The organism is Nesterenkonia ebinurensis (assembly GCF_008711175.1).
Taxonomy (GTDB): domain Bacteria; phylum Actinomycetota; class Actinomycetes; order Actinomycetales; family Micrococcaceae; genus Nesterenkonia; species Nesterenkonia ebinurensis.
The window spans coordinates 225959-242200 of the sequence record NZ_VWNF01000021.1 but is presented as its reverse complement, the minus strand read 5'-3'; the positions used below and the strand labels follow the sequence as shown (position 1 = coordinate 242200).

At 63.4% G+C, this 16242-nt stretch carries 17 protein-coding genes; 13 read left to right on the top strand and 4 right to left on the bottom strand.

What is annotated here, in order from left to right:
- The first annotated feature begins 55 nt into the window (after positions 1–55).
- The 4 genes from F0311_RS08685 to F0311_RS18020 all read left to right on the top strand — a co-directional run bounded on the left by F0311_RS08685 (position 56) and on the right by F0311_RS18020 (position 3467).
- The gene (locus F0311_RS08685) at positions 56–1039 is read left to right on the top strand and encodes a type II CAAX endopeptidase family protein (protein WP_150461535.1); all 984 of its coding nucleotides are present in this window, start codon (positions 56–58) and stop codon (positions 1037–1039) included.
- The gene (locus tag F0311_RS08680) at positions 1036–2394 is read left to right on the top strand and encodes an MATE family efflux transporter (RefSeq protein ID WP_150461534.1); all 1359 of its coding nucleotides are present in this window, start codon (positions 1036–1038) and stop codon (positions 2392–2394) included. The genes F0311_RS08685 and F0311_RS08680 overlap by 4 nt, the downstream gene beginning before the upstream one ends.
- A 10-nt stretch (positions 2395–2404) precedes the next feature.
- Entirely contained in the window at positions 2405–2962 is a 558-nt protein-coding gene (locus F0311_RS08675) for a hypothetical protein (protein WP_150461533.1), read from the top strand.
- 73 nt (positions 2963–3035) lie between these two features.
- Complete coding sequence (locus F0311_RS18020) at positions 3036–3467, top strand: hypothetical protein (RefSeq protein ID WP_191089832.1); 432 nt, start codon at positions 3036–3038, stop codon at positions 3465–3467.
- On the opposite strand, the gene F0311_RS08665 is transcribed toward F0311_RS18020, so the two are convergent.
- A complete protein-coding gene (locus F0311_RS08665) occupies positions 3464–4240 on the bottom strand; it encodes a CGNR zinc finger domain-containing protein (RefSeq protein WP_191089831.1) in 777 nt (258 codons plus the stop codon). The genes F0311_RS18020 and F0311_RS08665 overlap by 4 nt on opposite strands.
- A 271-nt stretch (positions 4241–4511) precedes the next feature.
- Here F0311_RS08665 and F0311_RS08660 point away from each other — a divergent pair, with 271 nt between their 5' ends.
- Complete coding sequence (locus F0311_RS08660; RefSeq protein WP_150461531.1) at positions 4512–5771, top strand: hypothetical protein; 1260 nt, start codon at positions 4512–4514, stop codon at positions 5769–5771.
- Between the two features lie 10 nt (positions 5772–5781).
- Here the strand turns inward: F0311_RS08660 and F0311_RS08655 are convergent, their stop codons facing one another.
- Entirely contained in the window at positions 5782–6690 is a 909-nt protein-coding gene (locus F0311_RS08655; RefSeq protein ID WP_150461530.1) for an ArgP/LysG family DNA-binding transcriptional regulator, read from the bottom strand.
- Positions 6691–6821: 131 nt separating this feature from the next.
- Here F0311_RS08655 and F0311_RS08650 point away from each other — a divergent pair, with 131 nt between their 5' ends.
- From F0311_RS08650 to F0311_RS08630, 5 genes are all read left to right on the top strand, one after another.
- Entirely contained in the window at positions 6822–7598 is a 777-nt protein-coding gene (locus F0311_RS08650) for a LysE/ArgO family amino acid transporter (RefSeq protein WP_150461529.1), read from the top strand.
- Between the two features lie 73 nt (positions 7599–7671).
- Complete coding sequence (locus tag F0311_RS08645; protein ID WP_150461528.1) at positions 7672–8247, top strand: RNA polymerase sigma factor; 576 nt, start codon at positions 7672–7674, stop codon at positions 8245–8247.
- Positions 8240–8920: a hypothetical protein gene (locus F0311_RS08640; RefSeq protein WP_150461527.1), complete on the top strand. Its 681-nt coding sequence runs from the start codon at positions 8240–8242 to the stop codon at positions 8918–8920. Before F0311_RS08645 ends, F0311_RS08640 begins: the two co-directional genes overlap by 8 nt.
- Before the next feature lie 70 nt (positions 8921–8990).
- Positions 8991–9386, top strand: coding sequence for a hypothetical protein (locus F0311_RS08635; protein ID WP_150461526.1), 396 nt, complete (start codon positions 8991–8993; stop codon positions 9384–9386).
- Positions 9387–9422: 36 nt separating this feature from the next.
- Complete coding sequence (locus F0311_RS08630) at positions 9423–9851, top strand: cytochrome b5-like heme/steroid binding domain-containing protein (protein WP_223881227.1); 429 nt, start codon at positions 9423–9425, stop codon at positions 9849–9851.
- Between the two features lie 110 nt (positions 9852–9961).
- On the opposite strand, the gene F0311_RS08625 is transcribed toward F0311_RS08630, so the two are convergent.
- Positions 9962–10504 (bottom strand): VOC family protein, encoded by a 543-nt coding sequence (locus F0311_RS08625; protein WP_150461525.1) that lies wholly within the window; start codon positions 10502–10504, stop codon positions 9962–9964.
- A gap of 19 nt (positions 10505–10523) precedes the next feature.
- The gene (locus F0311_RS08620; protein WP_150461524.1) at positions 10524–11174 is read right to left on the bottom strand and encodes a GntR family transcriptional regulator; all 651 of its coding nucleotides are present in this window, start codon (positions 11172–11174) and stop codon (positions 10524–10526) included.
- A 189-nt stretch (positions 11175–11363) separates the two neighbouring features.
- Between F0311_RS08620 and F0311_RS08615 the strand changes: the two genes are divergently transcribed.
- Genes F0311_RS08615 through F0311_RS08605 form a run of 3 tightly spaced genes read left to right on the top strand, consistent with a single transcriptional unit; the run spans position 11364 to position 16233 of the window.
- Entirely contained in the window at positions 11364–13589 is a 2226-nt protein-coding gene (locus tag F0311_RS08615) for an alpha-ketoacid dehydrogenase subunit alpha/beta (RefSeq protein ID WP_150461523.1), read from the top strand.
- Positions 13589–14845 carry a dihydrolipoamide acetyltransferase family protein gene (locus F0311_RS08610; protein ID WP_150461522.1) on the top strand — a complete coding sequence of 419 codons (1257 nt, stop codon included), beginning with the start codon at positions 13589–13591 and terminating at the stop codon, positions 14843–14845. The genes F0311_RS08615 and F0311_RS08610 overlap by 1 nt, the downstream gene beginning before the upstream one ends.
- A gap of 56 nt (positions 14846–14901) precedes the next feature.
- A complete protein-coding gene (locus tag F0311_RS08605; RefSeq protein WP_150461521.1) occupies positions 14902–16233 on the top strand; it encodes a short-chain fatty acid transporter in 1332 nt (443 codons plus the stop codon).
- Positions 16234–16242 lie beyond the last annotated feature (9 nt).

Genomic DNA, 16242 nt, shown 5'->3' with positions numbered 1-16242 from the left:
GCTCATCCTCAGGGTGGATGCCTGGTGAGGTGCAGATTCATTAGGCTGGGGCTCAATGAGTCAGCAACCACCCCCTGTGCCGAATCCCTATGGCCCCGTCCCCGGTGAAAGGCCAGCCCGTCCGCCACTGAGCGGCCCACCACCGGGCTGGAAACCGGGTGACCCCCTCTTCGGAGAGCAGCGGCCAGTAACGCAGGCATACTCCGGCCCGCCTCCGGGGAGGGGCCGGAGTCCGCGCAAGCGGCAGCAGGACTCTGACCCGGGAAAGTTCACCTGGTGGGACCTCGGCGCCACACTGTTCTATGTGGTGGGCTTCCTCACCGGGCTGATCAGCTTCCTGGTGCTGCTGCCGCCCATCAACACCCTTATGACAGGGAACGAGGTCCAGCAGCAGCAGGGCATGTTCGCCATCAACGCGATTAGCTACGGGGTGCTGGGTGCTATCACCTTGGTCCTGTCCGCAGCGGCCCTATGGCGCTCCATCAAGGCCTTCGCCTACCTGTGGTGGCTCAAACTGCTGCTGGTGCCCTTCGCCTGGTTCGCCACCCTGCTGCTGAACTTTGTGCTGATCGTCGTGATGCTGGGAGCCGACCCGCAGACCTCCGAGAACCAGGTGGCCATCGACGCCATGCTGCAGGCCGTGCCGTTCATGGCTGCTGTAGCGGTCATCGCAGTACTGGGCCCCTATGTGGAGGAGTACTTCTTCCGGCACCTGCTCATCGGCAAGCTCTCCCGCTATATCAATGTGTGGATCTGCGGTGCCGTCTCAGTGATCGCCTTCCCGCTGCTGCACTTCATCCCCGCCCTCTTCGGACTGGCTGATGACCTCACTCTGGTGGCCGTGGTGCCCTACCTCACCATGGGCATCCTGATCACTGTGGGCTATATCGTCACCGGCCGGAACCTGTTCTACGCCTGGGTGCTGCATTTCTTCAACAACTTCATGTCCCTGTTAGTCAGCTACTTTGTACTGCCTTGGGCTGAAGATTTCGAGCAGCAGTACCAGGGGCTCTTCTGGCTGACTAGCATGATCGGGTGAAGAAAGCCGCCGGGCTGCCTCCCAGCCAGGATCCTCGCCCGCTGCCACGGCAAATACTGACGCTGGCAGTGCCCGCCCTGGGCGCCCTGGTGGCTGAGCCGCTGTTCCTGATGGCTGATACCGCCATCATCGGCTGGCTGGGCACCTCCGAGCTGGCCGGAGCCGCCCTGGGCGTGACGGTGATGCACACCGTGGTGGGTCTGATGATCTTCCTGGCCTACTCCACCACCCCGGCAGTGGCACGGTATGTGGGGGCGGGGAAGATCGCCAAAGCGCTGGCCGCCGGCCGTGACGGCATCTGGCTGGCCCTAGGCCTGGGCATAGTACTGGCCCTGGCCGGGCTGGCCGGCGGAGAACGTATGCTGCAGGCAATCGGCAGCGCCGGGGAGATTCACCCGCATGCTCTGGACTATCTGCTCTGGTCGCTGCCCGGACTGCCGGCCATGCTGCTGGTCTTTGCCGCCGTCGGTGCCCTGCGCGGCTTCCAGGACACCAAGACCCCGCTGATAGTGGCTGCAGTCGGCTTCGGCGGCAATGCGCTGCTCAACCTCATCCTGGTCCATCCATTCGGGCTCGGGGTGGCTGGGGCGGCCATCGGCACCTCAGCGGCGCAGTGGGGTATGGCCATCACCTATTTGGCAATCCTGATCCCCCGGATGCGCAGAGCGTCAGTGCAGCTCGGCCCGGACCCGCTGGCCCTGCGCAATACGGCGCGGGTGGGCGGCTGGATGTTCCTGCGCACCGTCACACTGCGTGCGGCTCTGGTGGCCACCGTCATCGTCGCTACTGATCTGGGACCCGAGACCTTGGCTGCGCATCAGGTGGCCTTCGCCTTCTTCTCCACCCTGGCGTTTGTGCTCGATGCTCTGGCCATCGCAGCCCAGGCCCTGATCGGCCGGGAACTGGGGGCCTCCCGGGAGGCCCAGGCCCGCCAGATGACCCGCACTATGGTGTGGTGGGGGATCGGCTTCGGCGCAGTGGTCGGCGCCCTCACCGCGATTGCTGCTCCCTGGGCCCCGCATCTGTTCACCCCGGACCCGCAGGTGGCGCAGATGATCACTGTGGCACTGTTCGTCCTGGCCGCAGCCCAGCCCCTGGCCGGATACGTGTTCGTGCTCGACGGGGTGCTCATGGGAGCCGGCGACGTCCGGTATCTGGCCCTGGCCGGTGTGGTCAACCTGGCCATCTACCTTCCAGCCCTGCTCTGGATCATCAGCACCGGAACCAGCGGCACCGAATCCATCCTGTGGCTCTGGCTGGCCTTCGCCCTACTGTTCATGGCCGCCCGCGCCCTCACCTTGGGTCTGCGCACCCACGGCAGCAAGCGGTGGATGGTGCTGGGCGAAACCCGATAAACTCAGCTCTGTGCCAGTGACCCGCATTCAACCTCAGACCGCCGCAGCCCTGGTCCGCCCCGCCTGGGTGCGCACCGGTGTCACCGCCGTCTTCGCCGCCTTCACCATCTTCTGGACCGACGACACCATGACAGTGGCCCGAATAGCCCTGGCAGCCTTCTTCATCCTGGCCGCCACCGCAGTCTGGGACTATGTGAAGACCGAGGAGGTCCCCCCGGCGATGACCGGGGCTATGGCCCTGGGCTCAGCCACCTGGGTCTTCGCCGGAATCGCTGCGATCTTCGCCACCTCTACCGCGGTCCTGGCCATCATCGCCGGTATCGGGTTCGCCCTCATGGGCGCCTGTGAGCTCTACGGGGCACTGAAGGTCCGCACCGAGTTTGTGCCCTCTCGAGACCATGTGATTCTCGGTGTGGTGGGCATTCTCACCGGCATTGGGTTGTTCCTGGGCGCCGGGTTGGACCCGCACGGCATACTGGGCATCTCCGGAACCGGAGTGATCATCATGGCAGTGCTGCTGGGTATCAGCGCAGCCGGCCTCACCCATGACTCCCGCAGGACCAACTAGATACGAAGTAACTTCTACAGGGCGTAGAATAACGACGACGCCACATCAGAACTTTCAAAGGAAACTCACCCACGTGCCCAAGGACCCGCAGCAGCGCCGCTCTGTGCTGGAGACGGTGAAGGCACCGCTGATCTTCTCCTTCGCCCTAGCCTTTGTGGCCGGGTTTGTCACCCTGATTGTCTCCTCCGGAGGATCAGACAATCCCCGGGTGGACCATGATTCCGCTGAGTTGAACAACCCGATCAACTTAGCCCTGCTGGCCTTCGGCATCGCGTTCATCGCCAGCCTGCTGATCGTCTCGATGCTGCAGCTGGCCTCCCGGGATAACCCTGAAGAGCTCTCTCAGGGCTCAGGCGTAAACCGGAACTCCGAGGAGCTCTACCGTCAGCAGGTTGCCCAGCGCCGCGAGAAGGCCCGCCGCGAAAGGGCCGAGCAGGAACGCACAGAGCCGGAGGCCCGCCAGGATGATCCTGACGAGCCTCCTTACGGCCAGCGAGCCGGCTAACTCTTCTCCTTAGACTTCTTCTTCTGGCGCTTGCCCATCAACTCAGCGCGCATCCGATCCCGGAACTCCTTGGCGGCGATCGCCGAGGCGGAGGTGGGCCGGTTCAGCTGGTCAGCCTTCTCCGCAGCTGAGGGCTTGGTCAGCCGGCGTGCGGACTTCCCGGGTGAGCCGGCGGCGTCGTAGTCTTCCCTGCTGCTCTTCTTGGCAGCCTGGCGGGCTCGGTAAGCCCGCACATGGGCCCGGTTGGCACAGTTGCCGAAATCGCAGAACAGCTTGGAGCGGTTCCGGGTCAGGTCCACAATTGCGGCCTCGCAGTCATCCCCGCGGCAGATTCGCAGCCGGCCGGTCTCCTCATGGGTCACCAGATGAGCCAGGGCGGCAGCAACAGTTGCGGTCATGACATCATTGACCTGGTCCGAGACGGGGATCGGGCGCTCGCGGAAGGCCGTCTCCCCCTCCTCCACAGCCACCAGCCGGGTGCCCACACCCTCCAACAGTGAGTTGGCCAGGGCCAACTGGGCCGGCTCGGTGATCGGAGCCGACTTCCAGACTGTGTGCAGCTGCTCGCGCAGCTGCCGCACCTTCTCCAGCTGTTTGCGGTTAGCCTTGCTGGTAGGCCACTCTAACTCCGGCTCACGGTCAGCCAGGTAGGACTTCAGCCCCTCCACCGAGTCCAGAGTGTCTGGGGTGGTTTTTGCGCTCTTGAGCCCGGCGGCCGTGTTGATCAGATCAGCGGCCGCTGTAAGAGCACGATTGACTTCAGCGTTGAACATGCAGTTTCTCCTGCCAGATATGGTGCGTGCCTTCATGCTGGAACGGCAGCTGAAGGCGTAGTGGGTGCAACGTTGAGCGGCACTCAACACCGTCGTCTGGTTCGACAACAGTGTCGGTGGCTCAGCAATCCCAGTGTAGCCCTAAACAGCGCTGACCTGGACAGAAGCGGTCTGAGCAGGGTAAACGGCCCTCATGCGGGTCAGCTCAGATGTGACCCAGCAGCTGAAGGATGGGCTTAAAACTCAGCTGTCCATCTGATAAGTCTGGAGTGTGAGCAGCATCCGGAGACCAGGCCGCGCACGGAGGCTTGCCGCCACCGTGGCCCAGGAGGAGGCCGCCCACCCGAGCAGCACCACACAGCAGCAGGTGCAGAGCCAGGCCCGCCTGCAGGTAATGGTGGAGTCCCGGGCCATCTGGTCCGCCCTGGGCGGGGGACTGCTGGGGCTGGTCATCGGCCTAGTGGTGTTCTACCAGCAGCGCCCCTCATTGGCAGGGGATGACTCCATTCAGTTCTATGGGTCCATCATCGGGGGGATCACCGCCGGGGTGGCATTCCTGTTGGGCTATTCGCTCAACGCCCGGATGGCGAACATCTGGCTGGGACAGCGACCAAGGCTGCGCCAGCTCATCGATACCCTGGCCCTGCTGGTGGTGCACTCCTCCATCGCGGTGATGGGCACTTTGGGCATCTTCCGGGTCTTCCAGGAGGCGTTCATCGGGCTGACCGTGGACCATGTGGCAAGCTCGGTGCTGGTGGCCATTGTGGGTGGAGTAGCGGCCTATTTCAGCTTCAACTCCGGGGCCAGGATCACCGCCTTCAGCCTCTCCACCCTGCTGGCGATCTTTATGGCCTCAGGTGTGCTGGTCTCGATGATCTTCGCCGAGAACCCTTTCTGGTGGCATGTGATGTTCTCCGAGCTGGGCACCGGCCAGGCTGGGCTGACCAGCTTCTGGACCTTCAACACCACCCTGGTGGTCTCTGGGGTCATCATCACCACACTCACCGCGTTCATCGCCCGAGACCTGGAGATCTGGGGTGAGTTCGAACGCCACCGGGTGGCTCAGCGACTGGCCGAACGTGCCGAGACGCGGCGCAAGTCCAGCGGCCGGGTCCCGTTACGGATCCGGATGGCCAATGCGTTCTCCGGGCACTTCCGCACCCCGCGGATCATGGTGGTGCGAGTGGCGATGATCGTCATGGGACTCTCTCTGGCAGCAGTAGGACTGATCCCGATCAGCTTGCACCACGATCTGCACACCCTGGTCACTGCAATGTTCGGGCTCAGCTTCCTGTTTATCCTGCTGGCTGTGCCCTATCTGTTGCCCGGGTTCCCGCGTTCGTTCTACCTACTGAGCTTTGTGGCCGCCTGCGGCTTAGTGTTCAGCTTTCTGCTCTGGCGGCCGATCGGCTACTGGAACCTCACCTCGCTGGAGCTGATCGGTGCGGCCATCCTGTTCGCCTGGCTGGTGGTGTTCATCCGCAATATCGCCGCCCTGGTGGAACGGGTCAAGCAGCTGGAGGCCGGATAGCCGTGTGGTTCTAGGGAGTGAGAGGGGACAGTTCGCGGGCCGCGGCGCGGTGCACGGCGGCGGTGAGCCGGTCCAGCGCGCCTGTGGTGGTGGACCAATGCTGCCAGTGCAGCTGGATGTCCTCCGCTCCGATCTCGGGGATCACCACCAAGTCCGGGTGCTCCCCGCTGAGCACACCTGATGGGAGCATCTGCTCTGGGATCATGCCCCAGCCCACCCCGTAGCCGACCGCAGCGTTGTAAGCCTGCACCGAGGGCAGCAGATGGGTGACCGTGGGGGTGGACACGCCAAGCCGGGAGAGAGCCGTGCGCTGGGTGGAGTCACGGATGCTGTAGTCGATCTGGGGCACCTGCTGCCAGACCACCGCCCCGTTGTCATCCCGGTGGCGGTCCAACAGCTCGGAGCTCGCCACCGGCCAGTACCGGATCACTCCCAGAGGTTCGGACCGGCAGCCGGTGACCGGAGCTGGGTTCTCGGTCACCGCGGCGGCCACTGTGCCGTTGCGCAGCAGTTCGTCAGTGTGCTGCTGGTCCTCGGCATGGACGCGAATCTCCACATCGTCCCAGGTGGCGGCCTCCTGCAGCACTCGGATGAACCAGCTGGCCAGCGAATCGGCGTTGATCGCCACCACCAGGGTGATCGTGGGCCGGAAATTCACTGAGGAGCCGCGGAAGCCCAGGCTGCGCCGGGCCTCATCCTCCAGCAGCACCGTCTGCCGGGCGATCCGCAGCAGCTGCTCTCCGGATTCGGTGGGCTGCACCGGGATGGTGCGAGTCAGCAGCACCTGCCCCACTTCTTTCTCCAATGCTTTGATCCGTTGCGAGAATGCAGAGCCGGAGATCCGCAGCAGGGCGGCGGCTGCCTCAAAGGTGCCCTCATCCACCGCCAGTACGAACGCCCTGAGATGATCCGTGTTCATCTGGCAACATTTCCTCCCTGTCCTGTCCCACTGGAGTGGGCGTCGTCGTGCTCTCTATCTGAAGCATATCTTCATTCAGTGAAGAATGATGAGCTGGTGCGGATGCCTGTCTCCACCACACAATTGAGTACATGTTCTCTGTGCTGCTTACCGGACTGCTGACCACCATGGCGCTGATCGTAGCCATCGGCCCGCAGAGTGCCTTCCTGCTGCGCCAGGGGCTGCGACGTGACCGGGTGGCAGTAGCCGCCTTCTGCTGCCTGATCGGTGACATTGTGCTGATCACCGCAGGGGTGGCCGGAGTGGGAGCCATCCTGGACTACGCTCCCTGGCTGCTGGATGTGATCCGTTGGCTCGGTGTGGTCTACCTGACCTGGTTCGCCGTGAAGTCTTTCCGTTCTGCCCTACGCCCGCAGAACACCGCGGTGCTCGCAGATGGGGACAACGACGACGTCGCGGGACCGCACTTCCCCGGCGGCGGCGGTGAGGTGCTCCCCGAATCGAAGACCTCCGAGACCCTGCACGTGGCAATGACCTCCGAACTGCCCGTGGTGACCGCGGAGCAGGAGACTGCTGCGGTGAAGACCCGGCAGCAGGTCAAGGTCACCAATGTCTCCAAGATCTCCACTGTGGCCGGCACCGGGCTGATGCTCAGTATCCTCAACCCGCATGCCTGGGTCGATTCGCTGGTGGTGCTGGGCACCATGGCCAATGCTTTCGGGTCGGAGAAATGGTGGTTCGCCGCCGGAGCCATCCTGGCTTCGGCCATCTGGCTCAACGCCCTGGCCGGCGGTTCAGCAATACTGGCTAAGGTGCTGAACAAGCCGCGCACCTGGCAGATCATCGACGCCACCGTCGGGGTGACCATGCTGGTGGTAGCCGGCCTCCTAGCCTTCACCGGCTTCTGAGCGGCTGTATTGAAGCCGGCCTGCTCAAGCACGTGCAATCCGTTTCGGTTTTTCGCCCGTAATGTAGATTGTGATGGCTTTCTCAAGGGCTGGTGCAGCAGATGATGCCGCTCTCTTAGCCGCGTTCGCTTTGGGTGATGAATCCGTGTCTGCGGCGTTCGTGCGGCGGTTCCAGGGGCAGGTCTACGGTCTTTCCCTGTCCATCATCCGTGACCGCGCGATCGCTGAGGACATCAGCCAGGAGGTGTTCGTCCGTGCCTGGCGAGCAGCACAGAGCTATGACCCCCGGCGCGGCACGGTGCTCACCTGGCTGCTGACGATCACCCGCAATGCCGCCATCGATGTGATGAGAGCCCGGCGCAGCATCCCTGCAGAGGACGAGGTCCTGGACCATTTGCTTCACGCAACCCTTGATGCCGCCCCAAGCACGGAGAATCTTGCCGTTCAACGGGTTGAAGTCCAGTCAGCCCTGCGGTACCTGCAGAGAATTTCTCGTGAACAGGCGCGCGCGGTGGTCCTTGCCACACTGGGCGGGTGCACCGCAGCTGAGATCAGCCGCCGTGAGGAAATCCCTCTGGGTACTGCGAAGACTCGAATCCGGGATGGACTGCGCCGCATACGGCAGCATTTGGAGACAGCACATGACTGAGACCCAGCACCCCAGCAACGATCTGCTCCTGGATGTCGTCCTCGGGCATGCCCCGGCCGATGCCAATGGCCAGGTTGCCCGCCACCTCAGTGAATGCGGGCCATGCCGGACAACATATGACGAGCTGCACAGCGCCCTTGAGAGCGTCCTTCCTGCCGCTCCGGAAGCAACGGTCCCCGTAGGTTTCGACTCCAGGGTGCTTGCGCGTCTGCATCCCTCGGAGACTTCCTCCGCAGCAGCCTGGACCCGGCCGGGGCGTCATCGTTCCCGCACCATGCTGACTGCCGCAGCCGCCTGCGCACTAGGCATCGTAATAGGCGGGGCCGGCGTATACAGCCATGAGCGGAGCTTCTCCGATGAAACTGAACCTTCAGCCGCCTCGGGTGAATATTCTGCGGAGCTGGTCACCGCTGACGGCGAAGCCGTCGGCTGGGCCGCCACCGGATACGACGCCGAAGGTCCCGTGCTGGTCCTCACCGTGGAAGAGGCTTCAGCCGGAGCCACCTACACCTGTCGCGGAGTATTCGAAGATCACAGCACAGAGGTCCTTGCCGAATGGACGATATACGACGATCAGGCGAATATCTGGGTGCTCGAAGACTCCGACGAACCGTTGAGAGCACTCGAGCTGGTTGATGACTCCGGACGTGTCTGGGCACAAGCGGAATGGTGAAGAATCTTATTACGCAGAGGCAATCCATACCAGGCTGGCCTCCGTACTACCTCCCATGAGACTCGCATCCATGACCCTGCTGTGCGCCCGAATCGCCGCTGTGCTCACCCTGGTCTCTCTGGCCGTCCTGTTCGCATCGGCGGGTCTGCTCGTTCAAGATGCCCGCGGACTGGACTTTCACGGTGCCGGAGCTCTGGCGATCCACGTCTTCTCCGGGGTGCTTGCATCGGCTCTCGGCGTGCATGCTTGGGTCACCCGGTCCGGAATCCCAACGGCGGTGGCTGCCTTCGCCCTGTTCGGGCTGACCTTCGCACAAGCAGCACTGGGGAGCTATATGACACTGGCACTGCACGTAGTCGGCGCTTTGGTGGTCACAGTCCTCGCCGCATGGGTCGCCTTCTGGATCTTCACAGCGCAGAAGACGGCAGTGCCCCTCACTGCGAGAACCCGAGAGTCACCGACCTGAAAAACCAGCCCATCGACTAAGAACATGGAGAACCGCATGAGAGTCCTTCAGCATCACCTGAGCCTGTGCCGAATGCTCACCGTCCCGCTCCTGGGAGGCGCACTCCTGCTGGCAGCAGGTTGCGCCGACGACGAGACCAGCCCTGATACCGATCCCGTGGAGGCAGACACCGCCACCGCGGAGGAGAACGGGGCCGAGGACGAGGCAGCCGGGCAGGACCTCTCAGATCAGGAGATCGCGTTCACAGAGGTGCAGGAGAACGACTCCACCGATTCGTGTTGGGCTGTCGTCGACCAAACTGTCTACGACCTGACTGAGTGGATCGACCAGCACCCTGGAGGTGCAGAACGCATCGAACAGCTCTGCGGGACTGACGCCACCGAGCAGTTCACCCAGCAGCACGGCGGAGACGAAGGCCCCGAGGCGCAGCTGGAAGAGTTTGAGATCGGCGCCCTAGAAGACTGATCTGAGATACCTTCGGGAGCATAGGCCGGAGACTCCTGCACGCTGCCAACCAGTAAGCACCCTGCCAGCCAAGCCCAGACCACAGCTTGTTTGCACTGATTTCTGCGGCGCTATGAACTGGGGCAGCGAGCATCCCAAAGCTTGGTCTTGGCCGAGCTTTCGTACGCTTTCCCTGAAGGGAAGGAAACGAGCTCGAATTGAAGTCCCCAGGGAGCAAGGAAGTAGACCCACCGCTGGCCCTCACTTGGACCGGAACTGGCAGTGGGTTCGCCGAGGACCCGCACACCGCGCTTCCGCAGGAAGCCCACAGCGGCATCGAGATCCTCTACATACAGTCCGATGTGGTGCCCGCCGATATCACTGTTCTTGGGCATGATGACCCGCTGGTCGGGGGCCGAGTAGTGGAAGACTTCGAAGTTCGCGCCTGTGTGGCAGCGATAAAAGCGGATCTGCTGCATCACCGTCTCTGGGTGCACATTCAGCTTCTCAGCCATGAACTTCGGATCCGCGGGGAAAGGCCCCAGCGAGTAGACATGCTCGCATCCGATGATCTCGGTGAGGAAGGTATGGGCCTCCTCCATGTCCGGCACGGTGAAACCGATATGATCTGTGCCTCGTATCCCCGGAATCCCGGGGCGGACTCTTCGCTCCATTACCAGCTCCATCACAGGATCACGTATGGAAGATCTCGGGATGCCGCTCCAGCGACATCCGAGTCTTCCTGATGTGCAGTGCAAAAAGATCCTCCGCCGAACGCCGATCCCTGCGACGCAGGGCCGAAGTGATCAGCAGATGCTCCTGGTGGGTCTCCTCCAGGTTCTCCAGGCCGATCAGCTGAACGAAGGCACGCCGATAGTGCTGGGTGGTGTTCCACTGCTGCTCGGCCATAGTCAGCAGCCTGGGCATGGCTGCCGGCTGGAAGGAGGTCAGATGGAACTGGCGGTCGAGGTTCACGAACTCGCTGACGGTCACGACCTCTCTCATCCGTACGGCGAGCCACTCCAATTCGTTCAGCGACTCTTCGGAATGGGCCTCCACCGCCTCGCCGAGGAGGAAGGGCTCGAGCCGCTCACGGAGAAAGTAGATCTCTCGGCACTCCGCCAGGTCCAGTGAGGAGACCCAGGCCCCGGTGGAGGCCACGAGGCGAACTAGCCCCCTCGACTCGAGAATCCTGAGCGCTTCACGGATCGGCAGGCGACTGACGCCAAACTCCTCGGCGATGGACTCTTGTCTGATCCGGGCCGCTGGCAGCAGATCACCGACGAGTATCCGCTCCTCGAGGGTCTCGGCGATCCGGGCAGACATTGATGGTGTGCGGGCCATGGTCTCCTTTCGCCCCTCCATGCTAGGAGACCTCGATAGAGTCTTATGAAATGAGAGACTCGTCACACTCGTCATGGATCCAATAATAGGTGCTATTTGGTGATTTAGCGAGCTAAAGACTTGCATTGGATCCAATCTACCTTTACTGTGGGTCATATCACATTACTGTCCATCTCTTTTGGAGCGCCCGTGCCACGCCACAGACCACTTTCACCCCGGGTAGAGTGCCTGCACCTGGAAGCTGCCGAGGACGATTGGATCCACGCCGACCGGGGGCTGCTGGAGACGATGCTGGTTCACATGCGGGCGATCCGCTCCTTCGAGGAAGCCATTCTCCGCTTGGCGCAGGAGGGGCTCGTTCACGGACCAGCGCATTCCAGCATCGGGCAGGAGGCCGCCGCCGTCGGCTCCGTTCTGGCACTGCGCAACGGCGATGGCGTCAACGGCACACACCGCGGGCATCACCAGTTCCTCAGCAAGGCGCTGCAGTATCTGAGCCCTGAGGGGATCCCGGTATCAGACGCGCTCAAACGCGATGAGCACCGGGAGCTGCTGCACCGTACACTGGGGGAGATTCTCGGGCTGCGGATCGGCTTTAGCGGAGGTCGCGGCGGATCCATGCACCTGCAGTGGCACGAAGCGGGCGCTCTGGGCACTAATGCCATTGTCGGCGGAGGGGTTCCACTCGCCGCGGGGAACGCCCTGGCCCAGAAGTACGACGGTACAGAAGCTGCATCCGGGGACACCAGCCTGTCGGTCACCGTGACCTACTTCGGTGACGGAGCAGCGAATATCGGTTCCACCCTGGAAACACTCAACCTTGCCGCGGCCTGGCGGCTGCCGATGGGATTCTTCGTGGAGAACAACCAGTACGCGGTCTCCACCCATATCTCCGAAGTCACCGGTGAGGAACCGTTGGTCGCACGCGGCCCCGGTTTCGGCATCCGCTCCTGGCAGGTCGACGGTATGGACCCGCTGGCCGTCTATCTCGCCCAACGCGAGGCCATCGCTCACATGCGGGCCGGACGCGGTCCGACCCTGATCGAGGCGCTGACCTACCGGTTCTTCCACCAAAACGGCCCTTTCCCCGGCTCCGCGTTTGGCTACCGGAGCAAGGAGGAGGAGCAGCAGTGGAAACAGAGAGATCCCATCACCGCCCTGGTGGAGAGGATGACCTCGCTGGATATCCTCACCCAGGAGCAGGACGAGGAACTCAGAGCCAGTGTCGAGGCCCAAGTGGCCTCCGTCGTCGACGAGCTCCTGGAGGAAACCTCCTCCAGCGGTGGTCGGCGCATCCGCGCGGAGCTGCTCCCGGACACCGACAGTGTCGACGCCTACATCAGATCCGACGCCGCTGCCGGGAGCATCCTTCAGGGACATCTGCTTCCGGATTCTCCGCCAGCCGAGGAGGAGGTGAAATTCTCGGATGCCATCGCTGCGGTCCTGGCCGAACGCATGGAGCAGGACCCCGGTGTGATCGTCCTCGGGGAGGACGTGCACAGACTCAAAGGAGGCACCAACGGTGCGACGAAGGACCTGACCGAGCGGTTCCCCGAGAGAACTCTCGGGACCCCGATCAGCGAGAACGCCTTCACCGGACTCGCCGGGGGACTCTCCATGACCGGCCGGTACAAGCCGGTGGTGGAGTTCATGTACTCCGACTTCCTCTGGGTGGCCGCCGACCAGGTCTTCAATCAGATAGCCAAAGCCCGTCATATGTACGGCGGTCAGACCGCAATGCCCGTTGTTCTGCGGTCCAAGGTCGCCATGGGAACTGGGTATGGCTCCCAGCACTCTATGGACCCGGCGGGAATCTTCGCCACCAGCGCGGGGTGGCGAATTGTCGCACCCTCCACCGCCAGTGACTACATCGGACTGATGAACACCGCCCTGGACCTCGATGATCCTGTGCTGGTCCTGGAACACGTCGACCTCTACCCCCAGAACCACCATGTCCCCGAAGGGGACCGCTCGTTCCGCCTTCCCCTGGGGAAGGCAGCAGTTCGCCGTCCCGGGTCCGACGTCACGGTACTGAGCTACCTCAACCTCGTCCAGCGATGTGTCACAGCAGCAGACCGGCGCGAGGATCTGGACCCCGAGGTCATCGACCTGCGCTGGCTGGATCGGGCAAGCCTGGACTGGGAGACGATCGGAGGCTCCATTAGACGGTGCAACAGTGTGCTCATCGTCGAGCAGGGCACACGCGGTACCTCCTACGGAGGATGGTTGGCCGATGAGATCCAGCGCAGATACTTCGACTATCTGGATCAGCCCGTACAGCGGGTCACCGGAGGGGAAGCCAGTCCCTCGATCTCCAAGGTGCTCGAAGAGGCAGCCAATGCAGGGCTTGAGGAGATCACCGCAGGACTCGACGAAATCTCTCGCGGCCTAGGTCGCAGAACGGAAGGTCAGTGATGCCGCAGATCGTCACCATGCCCTCAGTAGTCGCAGATTCCTCGGAAGCCACCCTGCACGTATGGCACGTGGCACCGGGGGACCAGGTCAGCGCCGGTGCGCCGCTCGGGGAGATCGAGACGGAGAAAGCAGTCATCGAGCTCACCTCTCCGGCCGCCGGGACGGTGGCCCGACTCTTGGCGGAGGCCGGTGCAAGCGTACCCGTGGGGGAACCTGTGGCCGTGGTCCTGGAGGCGGGCGAGACCGAGGCCGATCTCGATGCGGCCCTTGACGTCTCGGCCCAGACATCTCGGGGCAAAGAGCCGGTGAGCGCCTCGCATCCGGAGCCCGGTGACGTGCCGGAATCGCGTAGCGAGACCGAGGGCACACCCGCAAGGACCTTTATCTCTCCCTTGGCCCGCCGGCGCGCCAAGGAACTCGGTCTGGCGCCGGAGTCCATCGCCGGCAGCGGTCCCGGCGGGCGCATCGTGCGAGCCGACGTCGAACGCGCCGCAGATCCCGTACACGAGCTCCAGGCCGCAGAGGCGCCGGACCACGGCACGCTCCCGGAGACAGGCCCCTCCGGCCGCCGGGAGCCCCTGACCCCGATGCGGCGGGCGATCGCGAACCGGGTCACCACTTCGAAGTCCACTATCCCGCACTTCTATCTGGCGACTGATCTGCAGGTCGACGAGCTTCTGCGGCTGCGCAGTGAGCTGAACACCAGTCAGGAGACTCTCGGTGGTGCTCGGATCACTGTCAATGACCTGCTGCTCAAAGCCCTGGGGCATGCGCTGCGCGAGGTTCCCGAGGCTAATACTATCTGGAACGGGGACGCCATCACCCGTTTCGACCATGCTGATGTGGCCATAGCGGTCGCCACCTCCGGCGGAGGCCTGCTCACTCCGGTGGTGAAGGGCGTAGAGACCCTTTCGCTGGGCGCCCTGGCTGCCCGGACGCAGGAGCTGAAGTCCCGTGCCGAGCAGGGGCGCATCACCGGGGACGAACTCGAGGGCGGGTCGTTCAGCCTGACCAATCTGGGCATGTACGGCATCAGGGAGTTCTACGCCATCGTCAACCCGCCTCACTCCGGAATCCTCGCCGCAGGCTCCACCCGGCGCGTACCGGTCATCACCGACACCGGAGAAGTCAGCTCCCGGTCGGTGATGACCGTGACGCTCTCAGCCGATCACCGAATCATCGACGGGGCCGTCGCGGCGCGGCTGCTGAACACCGTCCAACGCTGCGTCGAACATCCTCTGAGCATGCTGATCTGACCTCACACCCGAACCGGTCCGCATAGCCGCCGACCACGAAAGAAAAGGAACACCTCATGGTTGCCCTAGCAGAGTTCTTCAGCAGACTGGCCCGCCGCTATCTGCCCGACCCGCTGGTGATTGCCATTCTGCTCACCGTCGCCAGCATCGTGCTGGCACTGATCTTCGGACGCAGCAGCCCCCTGGACGTCATCACCTACTGGGGTGAAGGTTTCTGGGGCCTGCTGGAGTTCGGTATGCAGGTTGTGCTTATCATCCTGACCGGCTACCTGCTGGCCAGCACCCCGGCGGCTGACCGCATACTGGACCGGCTCGCCAGCATTCCGACCTCCCCGAAGACCGCAGTGGCCATGGCGGTGTTCGTCACCGGGGTGGCCAGCTGGTTCCAGTGGGGATTCGGACTGATCGTCGGAACCCTGATCGCTCAGAAGATCGCCGTCAACGTCCGCGATGCGCACTATCCGCTGGTCATCGCCGGCGCCTACGGGGGATTCGTGATCTACGGCGCCGGGATGTCGGCCACCATCCCGCTGACCGTGGCTACCCCGGGGCATTTCCTGGAGGAGCAGATGGGCATCGAGACACTCTCTGAGACCATCTTCCACCCGGTGGTGCTGGCACTGTCCATCTTCACCATCGTGACTCTGCCGTTCTTCATGGCGATGCTGCATCCAAAGGATCCCGCCAAAGTGATCCCGATCGACCCAGAGACGGTCCGCCCGCCCGAAGAGCCGCCGGTGGATCCCGAATCCATGGGGCTCGGGCAGCGTCTGAACAGGCACTGGTTCGGCGGCGTCGTCACAGGCACCCTGGGCCTGATCTACTCGGTGATCTATTTCTTCGACGGGGGCCAGCTCAATCTCAATTCGGTCAATTTCATCTTCCTGATGTTGGCGTTCCTGCTCTTCGCCCGGCCCTCGCGTTTTCTGGCTGCCATGGCCGAAGGCGTCAAGACCGTGGGCGGGGTGATCGTGCAGTACCCGTTCTATGCAGGCATCATGGGGATCATGACCGGCTCCGGGCTGGTGGTGATGTTCTCGGACCTGTTCGTCCAGGTCTCCGACGAGAACACGCTGCCACTGTGGACGTTCCTCTCCGCGGGTCTCATCAATGTGCTGATCCCTTCGGGTGGTGGCCAGTGGGCGATCCAGGGGCCGGTGATGATCGAAGCGGCCAACGCCGTGGGCGCCAGCGGCGCGGCAACCGCTGTGGCTGCCTCGATCGGCGACGGATGGACGAACATGCTCACCCCCATGTTCCTTCTACCGGTGCTGGCTATCTCCAAGCTCAAGCTTCAGGATGTGATGGGGTACGTCATCATGGTGCTCTTCTACGCGGCGGTGGTGATGGGTGTCGCTATGCTGATACTCGGCTTCATGACCTCCTAGGCCGGCTGA